The organism is Ornithinimicrobium sufpigmenti (assembly GCF_004322775.1).
GTDB lineage: Bacteria > Actinomycetota > Actinomycetes > Actinomycetales > Dermatophilaceae > Ornithinicoccus > Ornithinicoccus sufpigmenti.
Genome location: NZ_CP036403.1, coordinates 1,224,510 through 1,242,772, shown reverse-complemented (window position 1 = coordinate 1,242,772; position 18,263 = coordinate 1,224,510). Strand labels below are relative to the sequence as shown.

The window sequence follows — 18,263 nt, the reverse complement described above, 5'->3', positions numbered from 1 at the left end:
GCTCGCGGTGCGACATGCGCCCGACCGAGGGAGGGCGTGCGTAGTGGGTGACGTCGCGAGATGAGCAGCGCCGTGACTCGGTCTACGGTCAAGGTATGGCTGACAACGAAAAGCAAGCACTGCAGAGCTGGTGGCTCGGCCTGTCGGCGGAGCAGCGGGACGAGGTGTCGCGCCTGGTCGAGAACGACCCGGTGCCGGACTGGGTGGTCACCGAGCTGCGGGACGCCGGCGTGCCGCAGGCGGCGGACTGGTGGCCGCAGGAGGTCGACGGGCAGGCGGTCGCCCCGGCCGAGCTGGTGCAGTTCGTGGCGAACCAGGACCCGGACGCCACGACCTGACCACAGCCGAGTCTGGGCCGCTGACGCCATGATCCAGGTCAACGTGCACGAGACGCAGTCACAGCTGCCGAGGCTCGACCCAGCACAAGTATCTGCATTGGAGAGACAGCTATGGAGACCGCACCGATTCTCACGTGGACACTCGTCTCGGAGTGCCCCATACCGAAGGACGTCCAGAACCTGCTCGTGCCGGGTGAGCAGGCCGTCGCCGCATACAAGACCTTCCGTGACGCGGCCATCTTCACCACGAAGCGACTGATCGTCCGCGACGCGCAGGGCCTGACGGGCAAGAAGGTGGAGATGTACTCCCTCCCCTACTCCTCGATCAACATGTGGTCCTCGGAGAATGCCGGCACCCTGGACATGAACGCCGAGATGGAACTCTGGACACGCGTCGGCCACGTCAAGGTGAACCTGCGTAAAGGTATCGACATCCGCAGGCTGGATTCGCTGATCGCGCACTACGTGCTCTGACTCTGGCGGCCGGTGTCCCGGCGCGCAGTCGTTGGCTGAGGGCGGCCTGCAGCCCGGGTGTGGGGGCTGAAGCGCCTCTTCCTGCGGGCGAGCCACCGCATGTTCCGCGCCGGCTTCGGGGAAGGTCCGCAGCTGGTGGCCTCGGTGGCCGACGGTGATGCCGCGCATGCTGACCGGGTGGGCGATCACCTCGCGATGCTCTCCAGCGCGCTGCACGCCCACCACGAGTTCGAGGACGAGAACCTGTGGCACAGGCTCAGCCAGCGGGCACCGGCCTGCGCCCTGCACGTCGACCGGATGAAGAAGCAGCACGCGACGATGCTCGTCCATCTTCGTGAGCTCGACGCGGCTCTGCCCGCTTGGCGCTCAGGCGCCCGGGCGGGCGACGCCATACCCGTGCAGGAGGCGCTGACCGGGATCAATGCCGCCCTGTCCGCGCACCTTCCGGACGAGGAGGAGCACATCGTCCCGGTCATGGAACGGGTGCTGACCCAGCGTGAGATCGACGAGGCGTCCGTGCACGGCCGACGTGCGACACCGAGGGGCAAGACCTTCGCCATGCTCGGGGCGATCCTCGCCGCTCAGCCCGACGGTGGCGCCGCCTGGCAGCGCAAGCACCTGCCCGCGCCGGTACGGCTGGTCTGGCGGACGGTCGGGCGATCCAGGTATGAGGCGGGCCGCGCCGCCCTGAGGCGCGGCGAGTCCGGATCGCCCGGCGAGAAGACGCGAACGGGCTGACGACCGCCGGCTACGTGGACGGGCGCCCCATACCCGCGTCCCGCGCCTTCGCGATCGCCTCGGCCCGGCCGCCGGCGTGCAGCTTGGCGTAGATCGACGACACCGCGTTGCGCACCGTCTTGTTGGAGACGTAGAGCTCGGCCGCGATCTGGTCGTTGGTCCGCCCGGCGGCGAGCCGGTCGAGCACCCGCCGCTCCCGCTCGGTGAGCTCGGGGAACGGCACCTCCGCCGCCGGGCGCTCCGGAGCACCCACCCGCCCGAAGAACTCCGCCACCCGCGCCGCCAGCGACGCGCCGAAGACCATCCCCCCGGCGGCCGCGGACCGGATCGCGCGCTCGACCTCCTCGGCCCCGGCACCCTTGAGCAGGTAGCCGCTGGCGCCGGCCCGCATCGCGGCCAGGATGGTGTCGTCGTCCTCGTTCATCGTCAGCATGACGACCCGCACACCCTCGTGGCGACCGGTGACGAACCGCGTCGCCTCGATGCCGTCCAGCCGCGGCATCTGGATGTCCATGACCACGACGTCCGGCTGGGCCTCCCCCACGACGTGCACGGCGTCCTGCCCGTCGGCCGCCGTGCCGACCACCTCGATCCCGTCGAGCGCCCCCAGCAGCGCGACGAGCCCGTCGCGGACGATCTGGTGGTCGTCGACCACGACGACACGGATCATCGGTCCTCCATCGGCAGGGTGGCGCGCACCAGCGTGCCGCCGTCGGGTGGGCAGGTGACGTCCGTGCGGCCGCCGAGCTCGGCCGCGCGCTCGCGCATGGACAGCAGGCCGACCCCGGACTCGGTGTCGTCGTCGATCCCGACGCCGTCGTCCTGGACGGTGATGACGAGCCCACCGTCCCGGACGGCCAGGCGCACCTCGCAGCGGCTGGCCCGGGCGTGGCGCGTCACGTTGGTCAGGGCCTCCCCCACGATCCGGTATGCCGCGACCTCCACGGCCGCGGGCAGCGCGCCGAGGTCGTCGGCCAGCACCGTGGTGGCCAGGCCGGTGGCGCGCATGCGCTCGGCCTGCTGGGTGAGCGCGCCCACGAGGCCGCGGTCGTCGAGGGCCGGCGGGCGCAGGTCGTGGACGAGGCGGCGCACGTCGGCCACGACGTCCTGGACGAGCGTGGAGGTCGCGGCGAGCTGCTCCCTGGCCTGGTCGGGCTCGCGGTCGAGCAGCAGCCGGGCGGACTCGAGCTGGAAGACGACCCCACCGAGCGCCGGTCCTAGACCGTCGTGCAGGTCGCGGCGGATCCGGCGGCGCTCCTCCTCGCGCGCGAGGACGAGACGCTCGCGGCTGGCCTGCAGCTCGTCGGCCAGCCGGCTGCTGCGCGCTGCGGCGGCGGCCTGGCGCACGAGGTCGCCGAGCAGCTCCTCGTCCTCCGGCGACAGCCGGCTGCGCAGGCCGCGGACCGGCAGCACGAGCCGGCCGACCTCCTCGCCGCGGTAGGAGATCGGCAGCACACGGGCCTGCGCGGGCCGCTCCCCCACGGTCGTGACGAGGCGCTCGCCACCGCCGCGGTCGACCTCGACGCTGACGAACGGCACCCGGAAGGCGTCCGCCACCGCTCGCGCGACGGCGGCCAGCTGCTCGCTGCCCTCGTCGGTGGTCTCGAGCGTGGCCGCCAGACCCGAGACCGCGTCATACCGGTCGGCCCGGGACCCGAGCACGAGGCGGCGCACCCACCTGCTCAGCCAGTCCCGCAGGGGCGCGTAGACGAGGACGGTCAGCAGGATGACCAGGAGCACGACCTGGCGCTGGTCGAGACGGTCCCCGAGGAAGGTGGCGAGCAGGCCGAGGCCGAGCAGGTCCACCCCGACGATGATGGCCGCGAGCAAGCCATAGACCAGGGTGCGGCCGAGCAGCTCCTCGATCGAGACGAGGGAGGGGTCGACGATGCCGACCGTCATCGCCGCGGCGGGCAGGGTCACGAGCAGGATGATGACCAGATCGCCCATCGTCCCGAGCGCCAGGAACGAGACCGCGACCAGCCCGCTCATCGCGACCACGGACCACAGCAGCCAGCGCATGCGGTCACGCTCCAGGCCGTGCGAGCGCCGGAAGCGCACGACGACCGTCGCCATGGCGACCGCGAGCCCCGCGATCGACGCCACCGCGGTCAGCGGCAGCGCGACGTCGACGACCGCCTCGGGCAGGTCGATCGCGCCGAGGTTGACGTCGACCCCGGGGGCGGCGACGTCGGGCAGGTTGTAGGCCGGTGCCACGACGATGACCAGGGTGGCCAGGACCATGACGACGGTGGCGACCCACGAGGCGACCCGCCACCGGCCGGGCAGGAACCGCCCGGTCGGGAAGAGCAGGAGCAGCAGGGCGATGGTCACCGGCAGGAAGGCGGCGGCCCGGTTGAGGAACCAGAGGGCGAGGTTGCTGCCCGCGAGCGCCTCGTCATACCCGATCGCGTAGCGCACCCAGGACTGGGCGAGCCCGTCGAGCGCCCAGAAGCAGCCGAGCCAGGCGAGCGCCCAGCCGAAACCCTGGCGCGGGTCGCGGACGAGGATGACGGTGGCGAGGGCGGCGAGGAGAGGACCGAGGATGGCGTACGGCCAGCCCCAGCCGGGGGCGAGCTGGGCGCCTGCGCCCGTGGGGTCGGTGCGCAGGTCGAGGGCGACGCTGAGCACGAAGATGGTGCCGGTGACCAGCACGAAGCCGGCCCCCGCGCATCGGGCGGCGGCCGGCTCCTGCGGTGGAGCGCTGAGCACGGTGCTCACTCTGTCAGTCCGTCAGCCGTTGCGGAATGCCTTGTCGCCGGCGGTGAAGCCGATGGCGGTGACCAGGAGCCACAGGACGCCGACGGGGCCGGCCATGTACTCCAGCGGCGAGATGCCCATGAGCAGGGTCAGCCCGCCCATGACCAGGCCGACGCGGCCGATCCAGCGCGGCACCGCGCGGACGCGGGCGGCCACGAAGAGGCTGACCCCGGTGAGACCCGCCAGGGTCCACAGCCACGGGATCGTGCCGATCCAGTGGTTGTACATGGTCGCGCTGGTGGCCGTGACCCCTTCGCCGCCCGAGGCCAGCGCCCGCATGAACTCGGTGTCCAGGCCGGAGCCCAGGATCGAGACGACCGCTGTGCCGAGCATCCCGGCGAAGGCGAGGAGCGGCAGCACGCTGTCGGTCGGCAGCTTCGCCCGGAGGCGACGGTAGAGGCCGGCGCCGAAGACGATCATCAGGATCGCGCCGACGACGGTGATCGAGTGGAAGGCGAACATCCAGCCGGTCAGCGTCTCGAGCTCGGCCTTGATCTGCTCGGGAGTGGTCAGCGCAGGGTCGTAGACGGCGCCGACGGCGCTGCTGGTCACGATCGTGCCGATGCCCAGCAGGGCCGAGCCGATGCCGGAGAGCGCCCAGAGACGGCCCTGTCGCGAGCGGGCCGGCGCCGCCTCGGCGACGACGTCCGAGCGGACGGGGTTGGTGGTGGTGATGGTGGTCATCGCTGTTCCTTCTGTCGTGGTTGATTCGATGACACGACTGTGGCGGGCCGGGTGTCCCGGGGGTAAGGGACAGATGGGCAGCAGTTGTCCCGGGTGCGGTCCTGCCCGGGGCGGCGGGTTATCCCTGACGGAAGGGACGCTCGGCGAGGACCGGCAGCTCGATGAAGTCCGTGACGGCACCGGTGCGGGCGAAGACGAACCGGATCGGCCGCGGCATCCGCCTCAAGCCCTTCTCCGGGCTCAGGTTCCACGGGCGCGCCCAGCTCGAGCAGCCGGTCGCGGTGGCGCATGCGGCACCGCCCGGCCGCCCGGATGTTCCTGAGCCACTGCACACCCGGACCGTAGGTGAGGGCGATGGTCACGACGTCGCCGTCGCGGAAGGCCAGCAGCGGCGTCCGGTATGTCGTGCCCGTCCGCCGCCCCACGTGTTCCAGCTCGACGAACCAGCCCCGGCCGGCCAGGTGGATGAGGACGGGGTTGGCGAAGCGCTTGACATACGGCGTCAGCGCGAGCGGGGCGGGCACTCCTGCAGCGTAGGGCCGGCTCGGGGCTCGGGTGCGGAGCCTGCGAGGCTGCAGCTGCGTCATACCGTGGCTTGCAACGGCGAGCCGCGCCACACGAGAAGGAGACGCACGGATGTCGAACCTGATGAGAGGACTGGTCGGAGGGGTTGCGTCGCTGGGCGTCGTGGGCACCGGGGTCGGGCTGTATGCCGCGCAGGCGCCGGAGCACGCGGCGAGCCAGGTGGTCGTGGACGACACGGCGGAAATCTTGCACGAGCCGACGCTGCTCGAGGGGATCGAGGACATCCGCTTCCACGCGCCGACCGACGTGGCGGTCTTCACCCACCGCGGTGGCGAGGAGGCGCTGACCGACGACCGGGCGCTCAACGACGCGGTGCTGGCGCACGCCCGCGAGTCGCGCACGGAGTGGCTGAGCGCGGACGAGCAGAAGTGGGCCGACGACCTCTACATCTTCGCGGTCGACCCGGAGGGGCGGTTGGTCGGGACGTACTTCGGCGAGAACCGCGCGGTCAACGAGGACGCGCAGCTCGACATCCAGGAGGAGACCAAGGACGACCTGGGCGACGGCCGGTGGACGGAGGGGGCGATCCGGGGCGTCGAGGAGGCGGCCGACGTGATGAACGCGCCCTTCATGCGCTCCGACGGCGGGATCGGGCTGACCGTGATGGGCTCGCTCGCCACCGTGGCCGGGGCGGGCACCTGGCTCGGTGTCGGGCTGCACCGCGCCCGCCGCAGCCGCAAGGCCCGCGCCGAGGCCGACGAACGGATGGCCAGCGTGGTCCGCGACTACGAGACGACCGAGCTGCACGCCCGGCTCATCCCGGAGGAGTCGCGCTACGGGGGCCTGATGCTGGGGCGGTATGACGAGTACCGGCAGGGCTTCCGCGAGCTGACCGACCTGGGCAACGAGGCCCGCTCGATCCGTGAGCGGGACTACGACAAGGCCTCCTCCCTGGAGCGGCTCACGGCATACCGGGACAAGGCCCGCGAGCTCGACCACCTGGACGACGTGATCGCCGACACCGCTGCGTTGCTCAACCGTGACCGCGCCTGGCCCGACGCCTGGCAGCGGCAGGTGGCGCCCGTCCGGGAGGACCTGGAGGCGGTCGGGCCGCTGCTGGAGTCGGAGCTGGACGACGACGTGCGGGGTCTGCCGGAGGCGCAGGAGCTGCGGGAGTACTCCTCCCGGGCCCTGGCCCGGCTCGACCAGCTGCGCGGCGAGCTGGAGTCTCGGGCGATCTCCCCCGACGACGCGCTCGACGAGCTGCGCAGCACCCGCGATGAGTTGAGCGGGCACTTGGACCGGCTCGCCGGCGTCGTCGCGCAGGAGCTCGACGATGAGTCGGAGCGCACCCTGATGCAGGACGCGATGACCAAGGAGCGGAGGAGGCGCCGCCGGGAGCCGACCATCCTCAGCGCCAGCAACCCGATGTGGACCTGGTATGCCGTCAGCTCCTTCTTGAACGGCTACTCCCGGGGCACGAGCGAGGTCGAGCAGTCCCGCTCGTCGTCCTCGGGCGGGTCGACGTCTGGTTACAGCGGCGGTGGCAGCTTCAGCGGGGCGGGGAGCTCGTCGCGGTTCTGATCGGAGGCTGCCGCCTCGCAACTCAGGTTGCGTGGTCAGGAAGGTGCCGCACTCTGCTGTGTCAAGCCCGCTTGCACCGCGCCCACCACGTAGTCGGCCACCGTTGCCTCAGCACAGCAGCCTTGTTCCTGAATCACGACTTGGGGATGACAGTGCGTCTTTCCGGCTCCCTTCTGTTGTCAAGGGGTCGGGATCGGCTCTTTGGAGTGTGCGTCGACGTCTGTCGCCGTCAAGGTCGTTCGTCCGGTGGGGCGCTCCACCTTGACGGCTCCGGCACGTCGGCGCGGGTGCTGAGGAGCCGGTCCCGGACGGGGCTGGGCAGGGGTCGCGCTGAGCGGTAACGTCGTACGTGCGGGTCCGGGAAGTGGCTGATCCGAAGTGCCGGTGTGCGGGTGCGAGCCGGCCGCGCTGGATAGCAGAGACGCCCCGCGGTGCCCTCCCGGACCCGCCTCGAGGTGTTCGTCGCCCACGCCTTGGGCGTCGGCGACCAGTTGGCGATAGATGGCATCAGAGATCCGGCGCTTGAGGCAGCGCAATGCTTCCATCGGCTTCTTGCCCTCGGCTCTCTTGCGCCGGTAGTAGTCCCGGCCGTCGGTGTCCAGGCGCAGCTGGGTGACCGCGGCGATGTGGATCATGTGGTTCATCCGACGGTTCCCGGCCCGGGAGAGGCGGTGGCGGTTCTGTTCTCCGGAGGAGGCATCCAGGGGTGCGGTGCCGGTCCAGGAGGCGAACCGGTTCCGGTTGGCGAAGCGGGCGATGTCGCCGACATCGGCCAGGATCCGAGCGGCTACCACGGGCCCGACGCCGTGCAGGTCCATCAGGTGAGAGTCCCGGGCCAGGACCAGGGTCTTGAGCTCGGCGGTGGCCTTGCGGATCTTGGCGTCCACGACGACCAGCTCGGCTAACTCCTCGGCCGCGATGCGCCGGCGGGTCCTGCCAGCGATGTCACGCGGTCGCACCGAGGCCAGCAGTTGTTTGGCCTGGCCTGTGGTGATGTCCTTCTTGCTCTGTCCGGGGAGCAGTTCGGCCAGCAGTGCCTGCAGCCGGTTCACCACGGCCACCCGTCGCCGGGTCAGCGCCTCGCGCCGGTCGACCAGCATCCGCAACGCCTCAAGTTCGCCGTCGACCTTCAAGACCCGCAGCCCTTCGGTGCGGACCGCGACGATCGCGATGGAGTGCGCGTCCAGGGCATCGGTCTTGCGGTTGTGCCCGGTGTCGAAGAGCCGGACCCGTGCAGCGAGCTTGGCCGGCACGTCCACGACGTGCTCACCGGCCTCAAGCAACCGCTGCGCCAGGGGACGGCCAGCACCGTTGGCGCCCTCCACCGCCCAGAGTCGCTCGGGCCACGACCTCGTGTACGTGCGCATGGCCGCGTAGCCGGCCCGGTCGGTGCTGAACCGCCCTGCGCCGAGCAGCTTCTCGTCCTGGTCGACGACCTCGATGGTGGCCGACAGCTTGTGGGGATCGACCCCGATGATGACTTGTCCCATGTCTTCCCTACCTGACGCTCGTACCAACTGTGGTCGGCGAGGTGGGCAGTGCTACTACGAGCAGGGCAGTCCCTTCTTGAGCCACGCCTCGTCAGCGGTGCCCGACGGGCAGAGACCGAAAGTGAGCCACACCCCCCACAGGAACGGGGGGTGGGCAGCCGCGAAGAGAGCGTCCCGTCGAGCACCTGGATCGAGTCTGGCCAGACACCGACCCTGCGTCCAGTCTCTAGTAGCCGCAAGTGACGCGCTCATCCGCGACCCGGCATGCACGCCCCCTCCAAGAATTTGGCCAGTAGTCACCCGCCAGTTGAGGTGATGGTGGCGTCGCAGGAGCAGACGTGACCGGGTTAGGTCGTCGATGGGCTCGGCACGGGCCTGAGCGGCTGTACGCCGAGGCGCCTCGTGGCACTCCTCACGCGCGCCCGGAGTTCGGCCAAATTAGTGCGTACTTGACCGTGCCTTTATGGCGTCGAGGGCTTGGGCGAGGTCGTCGGGGACGGGGTCGACTGCGGTGATGGTGTGCTCGCCGGCGGCGATGGTGAAGGTGCGGTACCTGCGGGCGGTCTTGACGAAGCGCTTGATGGACCAGCCGGTGGTCTGCCCGATCCAGTGCGCGACGGCCATGGCAGCAAAGACGATGCTCAGGTGGGCCTCGATAGAGTCCTGCTTACGGTGGTAGATCGGGCGGGCGCGCAGGTCGGACTTGGCCATCCGGAAGGAGCGCTCGATCTGGAACAGGCGTCGGTAGGCACCGATCACCATCTGTGCGTCCGGGTCGGGCAGGTTGGTGACGTAGGCCTTCCAACCCGCCAGGGCCTTGGCCTTCTCCTCCAGTTCCCGGTTCACCGAGCGGGTACCCCCGCTCAGCTGGACGAACCGGTTGGGCTTCCCCGACGCCTTGCCCGCGACGGCCGCCTCGGCCTTGGCGACCTGGGCTTCGATGCCCTTGATCGTGCGCCGACCCCGGTCGTGGGCGTACTGGTAGAACGTCGTCACGTCCCGCCCCTTGGTCGAGGGGCCGCCGGGCCAGCGGGCGACCAGGGTGAGCCCGTCCGGGACGTCGGTGTCGGGGTAGTCCTTGTGCCACTGGTCGATGACATAGGGAACGCGGGGCATCTTGCCGCCCAGGATGTAGGACAGCCCGGCCGCTTCGATCGCGTCCATGTTGGCCTCGGAGACCATCCCGGCATCGGCCACGATCACCACGTCGGGCAGACCGTGGGTGTCCATGAAGGAGCGCAGCGTGGGCAGCATCGTCTTCGTCGTCGGGTAGCCCCGGCCCGTTACCGGGCCGGGGCCCCCTCAGAACCGGACGTGCGACTTTCACCGCATCCGGCTCAAGCAAGTCCCTACGTGCGTCGAGGATGACGAGGCAGTGGCGCTGGCGTGTCCGGTGGCCGGCGGCGCCGTCGTCGCTGTTCCCAGTAATCGGTCAGGGCCGGGTCGTCCGGAGACGCGTCGGCCTTGACCATCTGGTGGCGACGGATCGGCGTCCACGACAGTTTCCGCAGATAGGCGCCGGTTGCCCGGTCGCCGAAGATCCAGCGGTCCTGTCTGGCTGGGTGGAACCGCCCGAAGTAGCGGTCCACGATCCACTGGCCGGTCTTCGTGTTGTGCTGGCGTCTGCCCCACTTGAACATCGTCCACCACAGGGAGGAGTCGATGTCCGCGAAGACCTTTTTGGACACAGCCGTTCGGTAGTACGCGGCCCACCCCCGCAGGATCGGGTTGAGCCTGCTGATCACCGCCGCCGCGGGCGCGCCGTGCATGCTGCGCACCTCGGCACGTAGCCGAGCGCGGAACCGTTTCACCGCGGCTTTCGACGGCGTGATCAGCAACTTTCCCGGGTTGCGGTAGTGACGGACGGTGAACCCCAGGAAGTCGAACCCTTCGGACAGGTGCACGATCTGCGTCTTGTCCTCGTTGAACGTCAACCCTCGGGGCGCCAGCCACGCGGCCAGCCGTTCCTTGACCTGTTCGGCTTCGTGCCGCGAGTGGCACAACGCCACCAGGTCGTCGGCGTACCTGACCAGCACCGGTGTGCCCGGTGCTGACCACCCTCGCGTCGAGCGCCAGGGCTTGTACCGAACACCAGCAGCGGCCTCCATCCCGTGCAGCGCGATGTTCATCAGCAACGGGCTGATCACACCGCCCTGCGGCGTGCCCTCGGTGGTCGGGGCGTACTGCCGGTTCTCGATCACGCCCGCTCTCAACCACTTGGCCACGAGGTCCCTGGCTGGAAACCCGTGCAGGTGGTCGAGCAGCCGGTCGTGGTCGATCCGGTCGAACGCCGCTGTGAGGTCAGCGTCCAAGACCCATGCCCGCGTCGGGTCCTTGCCCTTGCAGACAGTGAAGATCGCCTCGATCGCGTCGTGACAGCCCCGGCCGGGCCGGAAGCCGTAGCTCCGTGGCTCGAACCGGGCCTCCCACTCAGGCTCCAGTGCGTTGAGCACCACGGCTTGAGACGCACGGTCGGCGATCACGGGGATGCCGAGCGGACGCCTTTTGCCGTTGGCCTTCGGGATGTAGATCCGCCGAACCGGAAGGGCCGGTGACTGCTGGCCGCTGCGCTGGACCCACCGGGCCAGGTCGGCCCGGTCTTCGTCATGCATCGCGGTCAGGCCATCGATCCCTGCGGTTCGTCGCCCTTGGTTGATCTGCGTGACCCGGCGCGTAGCGACCAGCGCGTTCGCCCGAGACCGCAGCATCAACCGTTGCAGGTTGCGCACCTTGCGGTGCTCGCCTGCCCTTGACGCCGTGAAGATGCGCTGCCGCAGCCGTCGTACCTCTGCCACGGCCCGGTCCCAGTCGACCTGGTCCCAGTCCTGCAGGAGGTCCTGCGCTCCGTTCACCGACACCGAGGTGGCGGCGTCCAACGTCCCCGCAGATGCTGACGTCACGATCATCGTCTCCCTTCACGAACTCACCTGACCCGCGTGGGCGCCCTCTCGGGCCGAGGCATGCTGCTCGTATCCGACCGGTTAGACACCCACCGCGGCCAGGAGGCGGCCGCGTCGGTGGTGGAGTCCTTCCCGTCGCCTTTCGGCGTATCGGCGTTCGCTTCTCGGGTCATCCTGTTCCCGGCTGGGGTCTACGCGTTCCTCACGGTCGGCCTACCAGCCCGAAGGCTGGACCCAGACGGGGTTTCCACGTTCCACATGCGCAAGACACGGACGGAGTGGGCGCCCTCTATACCCCGGGGACGATGGTGCTCATCCGACCGCTTGCAGATCAGCGGTCGGCATCTGCCGCATCCCAGCGGCACGTCCCTGACCTCGGCCCGGTCTCGCATCCCTTCCACCCGGACCTTCAACATGACGAGGCATCAACCAAGGGTTCATCCGTATTCGCCCGCCCGCCCTTCTCCTCACCCGTGGTCCTCGGAAGGAACGAGGACCCTTCGGCTTGAACCCTGGGCTTCGCACCCCGCGGTTGCCCGCGACGCACGCCAAGGAGGAGACCGGCCACTGAGCACGGACCGGGGATCACGTCACCACAGGCGCCTCCTTCATCGTGATCCACTCAACGCATGCGACCTCGTGTCGCACTCTGCCTTGTTGCCCTCGAAGGCGTGCACCATCAGCGGGAACCCGTTCGCGTCGGAGAGCAGCCCGACGGTGATCTGAGGGTCCAGGCGCCGTTCCTTGCTGAACCCTGGCTCGCGGAACCCGTCGCCCTCGTCGGTCTCGAAATACAGCGTGGTGACGTCATATAAGACGAGCGTCGCTGGGCCCAGGTTGACCTGCGCCGCGCACGCGGCGGCCAGCTGCTCACGGAACCCGATCGCGGAGTAGAGCCGCAACCGGCGGGTGATCGTGCGGTCCGACGCGGGGACGATGCCGGCCTCGGCGATCACCCGCGGCGCATCGGCCTTGGAGGTGGGCTCGATGATCCGTGCCAGCACGAGCTGACGGAACACTCATCGCCCACCGCAGTGTCGAAGCCAAGGGTGTCGTAGGCCGCTGACAGCGAGTCCCACAAATGGCCCATCTGCGAGGACGTGATGTGCAGCGGGCCACCGGCCTCCGGCGGCGTATGGATCCCCAGATCCAGCTCGCCCTGCCCCGCGAGCAGCTTCTGCCGGCCCGCAGCCTTGAGCAGCTCTACCTCTGCCTCACTGCCCGCCGAGCCCAGGTGCTCGATCTGCCTGGAGCCCCCCGTCGAGGACCACACGATCTGGACAGCCGTCTTGCCCGAGGCAGTCTTCACCGTCCGGATGTAGGCCACCGCGCCACTCTAGTGCGGCGCGTCGTTAGTTCCTAAACGGTTGTTGGGCTGGGATCATGGAGTATGGCGAATCGACCTGCCCCGGCCCTGATGCTGCGCGAGGACGACCGAGATCAATTGGTGCGGTGGACCCGGTCGACGGCGACGCGTGCCGGGCTGGTGTTGCGTGCCCGGATCGTGCTGGCCGCGTCGGCCGGTGAGGCGAACGAGGCGATCGCGGACCGGTTGGGCACGAGCAGGACGACGGTGATCAAGTGGCGGGCCCGGTACCAGGACAAGGGACTGGACGGGCTGCTCGACGAACCACGGTCGGGCCGGCCCCGGCAGGTGGATCACCGTGACGTGGTCGCGGCCACGCTGACGCCGCCGCCCAAGAAGTTGGGGGTGACGCACTGGTCGACCCGGTTGCTGGCCAAGCACCTGGGGATCGGGGACGCGACCGTGGCGCGGGCCTGGCGCGAGTACGGGGTGCAACCGTGGCGGGTCGAGACGTTCAAGTTCTCCACCGACCCCGAGCTGGTGGCCAAGGTCACCGACGTGGTCGGTCTCTACCTGGAACCGCCGGAGAACGCGATCGTGCTCTGCGTGGACGAGAAGTCCCAGATCCAGGCGCTGGACCGGACCGCGCCCATGTTGCCGATGCAACCCGGCCTGCCCCAGCGGCGCACCCACGACTACAAGCGGCACGGGACGACCACGCTGTTCGCGGCGCTGGAGATCGCCACCGGCAAGGTCACCGGCGCCTGCAAGCCCCGGCACCGGCACCAGGAGTTCCTCGCGTTCCTCAAGCAGGTCGCCCGCGCCTACCCCGAAGGCGAGCTGCACCTGGTGATGGACAACTACGCCACCCACAAGAAGGCCGAGGTCCGGACCTGGCTGGACAAGAACCCACGCATCCACGTCCACCACACCCCAACCTCTGGCTCCTGGCTCAACCTGGTCGAGGTCTGGTTCTCCATCATCGAGCGCCAGGCCATCCACCGCGGCAGCTTCGGCTCCGTCAAGGACCTCAACGCCAAGATCCGCGCCTTCATAGACGGCTGGAACGACCGGTGCCACCCGTTCGTGTGGACCAAGACCGCCGACGAGATTCTCAAGAAAGCGAACCGTCAAGCAACTTCAAACGCGGGCCACTAGCCGCGATTCCGCCCTATCGAGTGACCGCAACTGTTCGATCAGTTCGACCGTCACCAGTGACTCGTATATTCCCGTCTGCACCTGGGTAGCTTCTCAGAGTCGGGCACAGAACAGTGGCCGCCACGCTCACCTGGCCCACCTGGATCATCTTCGCGGAAACCCAGCGGGGGCGTCCATTGACCGCTCCTTGTCAGAGCGACCTGTGCTACACCAGCAGGCAGCGGAGCCACCTGCAATCGCACAGACTCGTCGGTGGCGTAATAACCGTGGTGATCGATGACGCCGAGCAACTTCTGGCGTTTCGGTTCTAGCCCGAAGTCGATAAGCACCGCGAACTCTCGCAGCGATCGGCCAGTGATTCTCAGGTCGTATGACGGGCCCCGCGACGAGTAGGTGACGTGCCGTCCGTCCTTGCGAGTGTGTTGGAAGCAGTCCTTCTTGCCCGCCGTCTGGTAGATGCGACTGGATATTCCTAACGACAGGAGCAGTGTTTGCACGCCCACCACGAGACCCTCGGCCTTACTGCCAAGTCCAACGTAGCGGGTCCCCTTGCCCACATCGTTGACCACGCACCCGTCGGCGTCAAACAGGCCGCGCATGAACGCGGTGAGGGCCTCCTCGGGTGCGGTGAAGATTGACGCAGGAACAACCTTCCGTGCTGACTTCTCCTGGACAACCCCGAGAGCGCACAGGTAGTCAACGAACTGGCGACGCATCGAACGAAGTTGCATAGTCCTATTCGCTTGCACGCTCGGCTTGGGCGTGAAGAGCGTCCAGCTCTGCAGCGAGCGTAGGTGGGCGGGCATCGTCTGACTAATCGCGACCGCCGAGCCATAAACCGTCACCGCTCCTCGAGGGGTGAAGCTACCGTCGCCTACCAGCCAGCCAACGTAATGAGCCAAGTCTTCGTCCCACGTTAGGGGTAGAGGGAGGGGTGAATCGGCGGCGATAGCCCGCGCCTGAGCAGGTAGCCGGTGAGAGCATTCGCTGCGCGCTGTGTACTGAATCGAGCGGACCAGCCGGTCACTCGGGCCCAGGTCCGTCGCCTTGACCAGACCTCGTTCCTTCGTCAGAAAGGGATGGTCAGGCGTGCAGCGAACTTGTGATCCATCACTGAGGCGGAGCTCTACGACCGGCTTGACGGCGCGCGGTCCGGCGAGTTCCTCTAGTCGCTTGACACCACCGGGCGTCGCCACCCACTGATCGACCGCATACCCGCTCATAACCCCTCCGATCGCGGCGCCGTCTTCCTCCCATATGACACGAAGGGTCTGACATACCCGCAGACCAAGAACGGGGTGACGTCCGTGTGGACGTCACCCCGTTCTTCAACGGTCTAGTTCAGGTCCCGCTACGGTCTGCGATCAGCTGCAGCCGCTGGTGCTCCCGCAGCCCTCGCACACGTAGCACGAGCCGGCCGGCCGCATCTTCGTGCCGCAGGTCATGCAGATCGGCGCGTCGTTGACCTTGCCGGCGAACTGCTCCATGAGCTCGGCCGAGGAGTGGACCTCAGGGCTGACCGCGCGGGCGTCGGCCGCGCCGGCACCAGACTGGTCCGCTGCCTTCTCCGCCTGCTTGGTCTCCGGCTCACGCCGCATGGCCGCGCTCTGGCTGAAGGACTCCAGCTGGTCGTCCACGTCCTCGTCGGAGCCGTTGGACGGCGTGACGGGGGCGTAGGAGCCGGTCTCCAGCTGGCGGGCGCGCTCCTCGGCGGAGTGGATACCCATGTAAGACCGGGACTCGAAGTCCAGGTGATCCAGCGCCAGGCGGCGGAAGACGTAGTCCATGATCGACTGCGCCATGCGCACGTCCGGGTCGTCGGTCAGGCCGGCCGGCTCGAAGCGCAGGTTGGTGAACTTCTCCACGAAGGTCTCCAGCGGCACGCCGTACTGCAGGCCGATCGAGACGGCGATCGAAAAGGCGTCCATCACGCCGGCAAGGGTCGAGCCCTGCTTGCCGAACTTGAGGAAGATCTCGCCCAGGTCGCCGTCGTCGTAGGTGCCGGCGGTGAGGTAGCCCTCGGCGCCACCCACGGCGAAGCTGGTGGTCTGCGAGGCGCGACGCTTGGGCAGCCGCTTGCGGACGGGACGGTACTCGATGACCTTCTCGACGACCGGCTCGGCCTCCTTCTCGGCCTGCTTGCCGTTGTTGTCGCCCTTGCCGTCGGACAGCGGCTGGCCGACCTTGCAGCCATCCCTGTAGATGGCCAGGGCCTTCAGGCCGAGCTTCCAGCCCTGCAGGTAGACGTCCTCGACCTCCTCCACGGTCGCCGACTCCGGCAGGTTGACCGTCTTGGAGATGGCACCGGACAGGAACGGCTGGACCGCGGCCATCATCCGCACGTGGCCCATGGGCGCGATCGAGCGGGCACCCATGGCGGTGTCGAAGACCTCGTAGTGCTCGGTCTTCAGCCCCGGGGCGTCGATGACGTGGCCGTTCTCGGCGATGTACTCGACGATCGCCTCGATGGTCTCCTCGGTGTAGCCCATCCGCTTCAGCGCGCGCGGGATTGTCTGGTTGACGATCTGCATCGAGCCGCCGCCGACCAGCTTCTTGAACTTGACCAAGGAGAAGTCCGGCTCGATGCCGGTGGTGTCGCAGTCCATCATGAAGCCGATAGTCCCGGTCGGGGCCAGCAGCGAGGCCTGCGCGTTGCGGAAGCCGTTCTTCTCACCAGTCTTGACCACGGCGTCCCACGCCTTGGTGGCAGCCTTGTGGATCTGGCTGTCCATGGTGTGCAGGGTGCGGATCTCGTCGTTGGCGGCCTGGTGCTTGCGCATGACCCGCTTGTGCGCGTCGGCGTTGCGGGCATACCCGTTGTAGGGACCGACGACCGCGGCGAGCTCGGCGGAACGCTTGTAGGCGGCGCCGGTCATGAGCGAGGTGATCGAGGCGGCGAGCGCTCGGCCGCCGTCGGAGTCGTAGCCGTGGCCGGTGGCCATGAGCAGCGCGCCGAGGTTGGCGTAGCCGATGCCCAGCTGACGGTAGTCGCGGGTAGTCTCACCAATCTTCTCGGTCGGGAAGTCGGCGAAGCAGATCGAGATGTCCATCGCCGTGAAGATCAGCTCGGTGACCTTCTCGAAGGTCTCGACGTCGAAGGTGTCGTCCTCGCGCAGGAATTTGAGCAGGTTGATGGACGCAAGATTGCAAGAAGAATTGTCTAGGCTCATATATTCTGAGCAAGGATTAGACGCAGTAATACGTCCAGTTTCTGGATTGGTGTGCCAATCATTAATGGTTCCGTCGTACTGGATCCCCGGGTCGGCGCTCTCCCACGCGGCCTGGGCCATCTTCTCGAAGAGGCCCTTGGCGTCGATGGTCTCGATGACCGAGCCGTCCTTGCGGGAGGTCAGGCCGAACTCCTTGCCCTCCTCCACGGCGCGCATGAACTCGTCGGTGACACGCACGGAGTTGTTGGCGTTTTGGTACTGCACGGACACGATGTCCTTGCCGCCTAGGTCCATGTCGAAGCCGGCGTCACGCAGCGCGCGGATCTTGTCCTCCTCGCGCGCCTTCGTCTCGATGAACTCCTCGATGTCCGGGTGGTCGACGTCGAGCACGACCATCTTGGCCGCGCGGCGGGTCGCGCCGCCGGACTTGATCGTGCCCGCGGAGGCGTCGGCGCCGCGCATGAAGGAGACCGGGCCGGAGGCGGTGCCGCCGGAGGAGAGCAGCTCCTTGGAGGAGCGGATGCGGGAGAGGTTGAGGCCGGCGCCGGAGCCGCCCTTGAAGATGAAGCCCTCCTCCTTGTACCAGTTGAGGATCGAGTCCATCGAGTCGTCGACCGAGAGGATGAAGCAGGCGCTGACCTGCTGCGGGCTGGCGGTGCCGACGTTGAACCACACCGGGGAGTTGAAGCTGAAGATCTGGTGCAGCAGGGCGTAGGTGAGCTCGTGCTCGAAGACGTCCGCGTCTTCGTCGGTCGCGAAGTAGCCGTGCTCCTTGCCCGCCTGGGTGTAGGTGAGCACCACGCGGTCGATGAGCTGCTTGAGGCCGGTCTCCCGCTCCGGGGTCCCGACGGCACCGCGGAAGTACTTCGTGGTCACGATCGTGGAGGCGTTCACCGACCAGAAGTCGGGGAACTCCACTCCGCGCTGCTCGAAGATGGTCTCGCCGCTCTTCCAGTTGGTCTGGACGATGTCCCGCGACTCCCAGGTGACCTGGTCGTACGGGTGGACGCCAGGCGTGGTGAAGATCCGCTCGATCTTCAGGCCCTTGCCGCTGCGGCGGGCGCGAGCCTTCGCCCCGGTCGTCTCGGTCATGACATCTCTCCTTGGTCGGGTGGTGCAGTGTGCGGTGGGACTTG

General features: G+C 68.5%; 13 protein-coding genes and 2 pseudogenes. 5 read left to right on the top strand and 10 right to left on the bottom strand.

The genetic code is table 11. The annotated features are described in order from the left end of the window. Positions 1 to 95 precede the first annotated feature (95 nt). The 3 genes from ESZ52_RS05760 (at position 96) to ESZ52_RS05750 (ending at position 1,550) form a co-directional block, all read left to right on the top strand. Positions 96 to 338: a hypothetical protein gene (locus ESZ52_RS05760; RefSeq protein ID WP_131104096.1), complete on the top strand. Its 243-nt coding sequence runs from the start codon at positions 96 to 98 to the stop codon at positions 336 to 338. A 111-nt stretch (positions 339 to 449) separates the two neighbouring features. Continuing rightward, the gene (locus ESZ52_RS05755; protein ID WP_131104095.1) at positions 450 to 812 is read left to right on the top strand and encodes a PH domain-containing protein; all 363 of its coding nucleotides are present in this window, start codon (positions 450 to 452) and stop codon (positions 810 to 812) included. Between the two features lie 57 nt (positions 813 to 869). Continuing rightward, positions 870 to 1,550, top strand: coding sequence for a hemerythrin domain-containing protein (locus ESZ52_RS05750; RefSeq protein WP_238154679.1), 681 nt, complete (start codon positions 870 to 872; stop codon positions 1,548 to 1,550). A gap of 10 nt (positions 1,551 to 1,560) precedes the next feature. Here ESZ52_RS05750 and ESZ52_RS05745 read toward each other — a convergent pair whose 3' ends face one another. The 4 genes and pseudogenes from ESZ52_RS05745 to ESZ52_RS19650 all read right to left on the bottom strand — a co-directional run. Beyond that, entirely contained in the window at positions 1,561 to 2,220 is a 660-nt protein-coding gene (locus tag ESZ52_RS05745) for a response regulator transcription factor (RefSeq protein WP_181010073.1), read from the bottom strand. Further along, positions 2,217 to 4,262: a sensor histidine kinase gene (locus tag ESZ52_RS05740; protein ID WP_131104094.1), complete on the bottom strand. Its 2,046-nt coding sequence runs from the start codon at positions 4,260 to 4,262 to the stop codon at positions 2,217 to 2,219. The genes ESZ52_RS05745 and ESZ52_RS05740 overlap by 4 nt, the downstream gene beginning before the upstream one ends. A 21-nt stretch (positions 4,263 to 4,283) precedes the next feature. Next, positions 4,284 to 4,994 (bottom strand): hypothetical protein, encoded by a 711-nt coding sequence (locus ESZ52_RS05735; RefSeq protein ID WP_131104093.1) that lies wholly within the window; start codon positions 4,992 to 4,994, stop codon positions 4,284 to 4,286. 314 nt (positions 4,995 to 5,308) lie between these two features. Further along, positions 5,309 to 5,581: pseudogene (locus tag ESZ52_RS19650) on the bottom strand (PNPOx family protein); the annotation flags it as partial. A gap of 49 nt (positions 5,582 to 5,630) precedes the next feature. Between ESZ52_RS19650 and ESZ52_RS05725 the strand changes: the two are divergent. Next, positions 5,631 to 7,103: a DUF5129 domain-containing protein gene (locus ESZ52_RS05725; RefSeq protein WP_131104091.1), complete on the top strand. Its 1,473-nt coding sequence runs from the start codon at positions 5,631 to 5,633 to the stop codon at positions 7,101 to 7,103. Positions 7,104 to 7,282: 179 nt separating this feature from the next. Here ESZ52_RS05725 and ESZ52_RS05720 read toward each other — a convergent pair whose 3' ends face one another. The 4 genes and pseudogenes from ESZ52_RS05720 to ESZ52_RS19645 form a co-directional block, all read right to left on the bottom strand. After that, a complete protein-coding gene (locus ESZ52_RS05720; RefSeq protein WP_131104090.1) occupies positions 7,283 to 8,593 on the bottom strand; it encodes an IS110 family RNA-guided transposase in 1,311 nt (436 codons plus the stop codon). Between the two features lie 438 nt (positions 8,594 to 9,031). Continuing rightward, positions 9,032 to 9,847, bottom strand: coding sequence for an IS1634 family transposase (locus tag ESZ52_RS05715; protein ID WP_131104089.1), 816 nt, complete (start codon positions 9,845 to 9,847; stop codon positions 9,032 to 9,034). Between the two features lie 95 nt (positions 9,848 to 9,942). Continuing rightward, complete coding sequence (ltrA, locus tag ESZ52_RS05710; protein WP_202865411.1) at positions 9,943 to 11,469, bottom strand: group II intron reverse transcriptase/maturase; 1,527 nt, start codon at positions 11,467 to 11,469, stop codon at positions 9,943 to 9,945. A gap of 662 nt (positions 11,470 to 12,131) precedes the next feature. Beyond that, a pseudogene (locus ESZ52_RS19645) lies at positions 12,132 to 12,820 on the bottom strand (IS1634 family transposase); the annotation flags it as partial. A 63-nt stretch (positions 12,821 to 12,883) separates the two neighbouring features. On the opposite strand from ESZ52_RS19645, the gene ESZ52_RS05695 reads away from it, so the two are divergent. After that, entirely contained in the window at positions 12,884 to 13,957 is a 1,074-nt protein-coding gene (locus ESZ52_RS05695; RefSeq protein WP_131103283.1) for an IS630 family transposase, read from the top strand. Between the two features lie 50 nt (positions 13,958 to 14,007). Here the strand turns inward: ESZ52_RS05695 and ESZ52_RS05690 are convergent, their stop codons facing one another. Next, complete coding sequence (locus ESZ52_RS05690) at positions 14,008 to 15,180, bottom strand: LAGLIDADG family homing endonuclease (protein WP_131104085.1); 1,173 nt, start codon at positions 15,178 to 15,180, stop codon at positions 14,008 to 14,010. Between the two features lie 141 nt (positions 15,181 to 15,321). Continuing rightward, positions 15,322 to 18,219 (bottom strand): vitamin B12-dependent ribonucleotide reductase, encoded by a 2,898-nt coding sequence (locus ESZ52_RS05685; protein ID WP_131104084.1) that lies wholly within the window; start codon positions 18,217 to 18,219, stop codon positions 15,322 to 15,324. Between the last annotated feature and the right edge of the window lie 44 nt (positions 18,220 to 18,263).

Bases quoted from the DNA above. Each gene is read 5' to 3' on its own strand.
- ESZ52_RS05720 (WP_131104090.1), bottom strand. From the start codon at position 8,593: ATGGGACAAGTCATCATCGGGGTCGATCCCCACAAGCTGTCGGCCACC.
- ESZ52_RS05745 (WP_181010073.1), bottom strand. From the start codon at position 2,220: ATGATCCGTGTCGTCGTGGTCGACGACCACCAGATCGTCCGCGACGGG.
- ESZ52_RS05755 (WP_131104095.1), top strand. From the start codon at position 450: ATGGAGACCGCACCGATTCTCACGTGGACACTCGTCTCGGAGTGCCCC.
- ESZ52_RS05690 (WP_131104085.1), bottom strand. From the start codon at position 15,180: ATGAGCGGGTATGCGGTCGATCAGTGGGTGGCGACGCCCGGTGGTGTC.
- ESZ52_RS05715 (WP_131104089.1), bottom strand. From the start codon at position 9,847: ATGCTGCCCACGCTGCGCTCCTTCATGGACACCCACGGTCTGCCCGAC.
- ESZ52_RS05760 (WP_131104096.1), top strand. From the start codon at position 96: ATGGCTGACAACGAAAAGCAAGCACTGCAGAGCTGGTGGCTCGGCCTG.
- ESZ52_RS05735 (WP_131104093.1), bottom strand. From the start codon at position 4,994: ATGACCACCATCACCACCACCAACCCCGTCCGCTCGGACGTCGTCGCC.
- ESZ52_RS05685 (WP_131104084.1), bottom strand. From the start codon at position 18,219: ATGACCGAGACGACCGGGGCGAAGGCTCGCGCCCGCCGCAGCGGCAAG.
- ESZ52_RS05695 (WP_131103283.1), top strand. From the start codon at position 12,884: ATGGCGAATCGACCTGCCCCGGCCCTGATGCTGCGCGAGGACGACCGA.
- ESZ52_RS05725 (WP_131104091.1), top strand. From the start codon at position 5,631: ATGTCGAACCTGATGAGAGGACTGGTCGGAGGGGTTGCGTCGCTGGGC.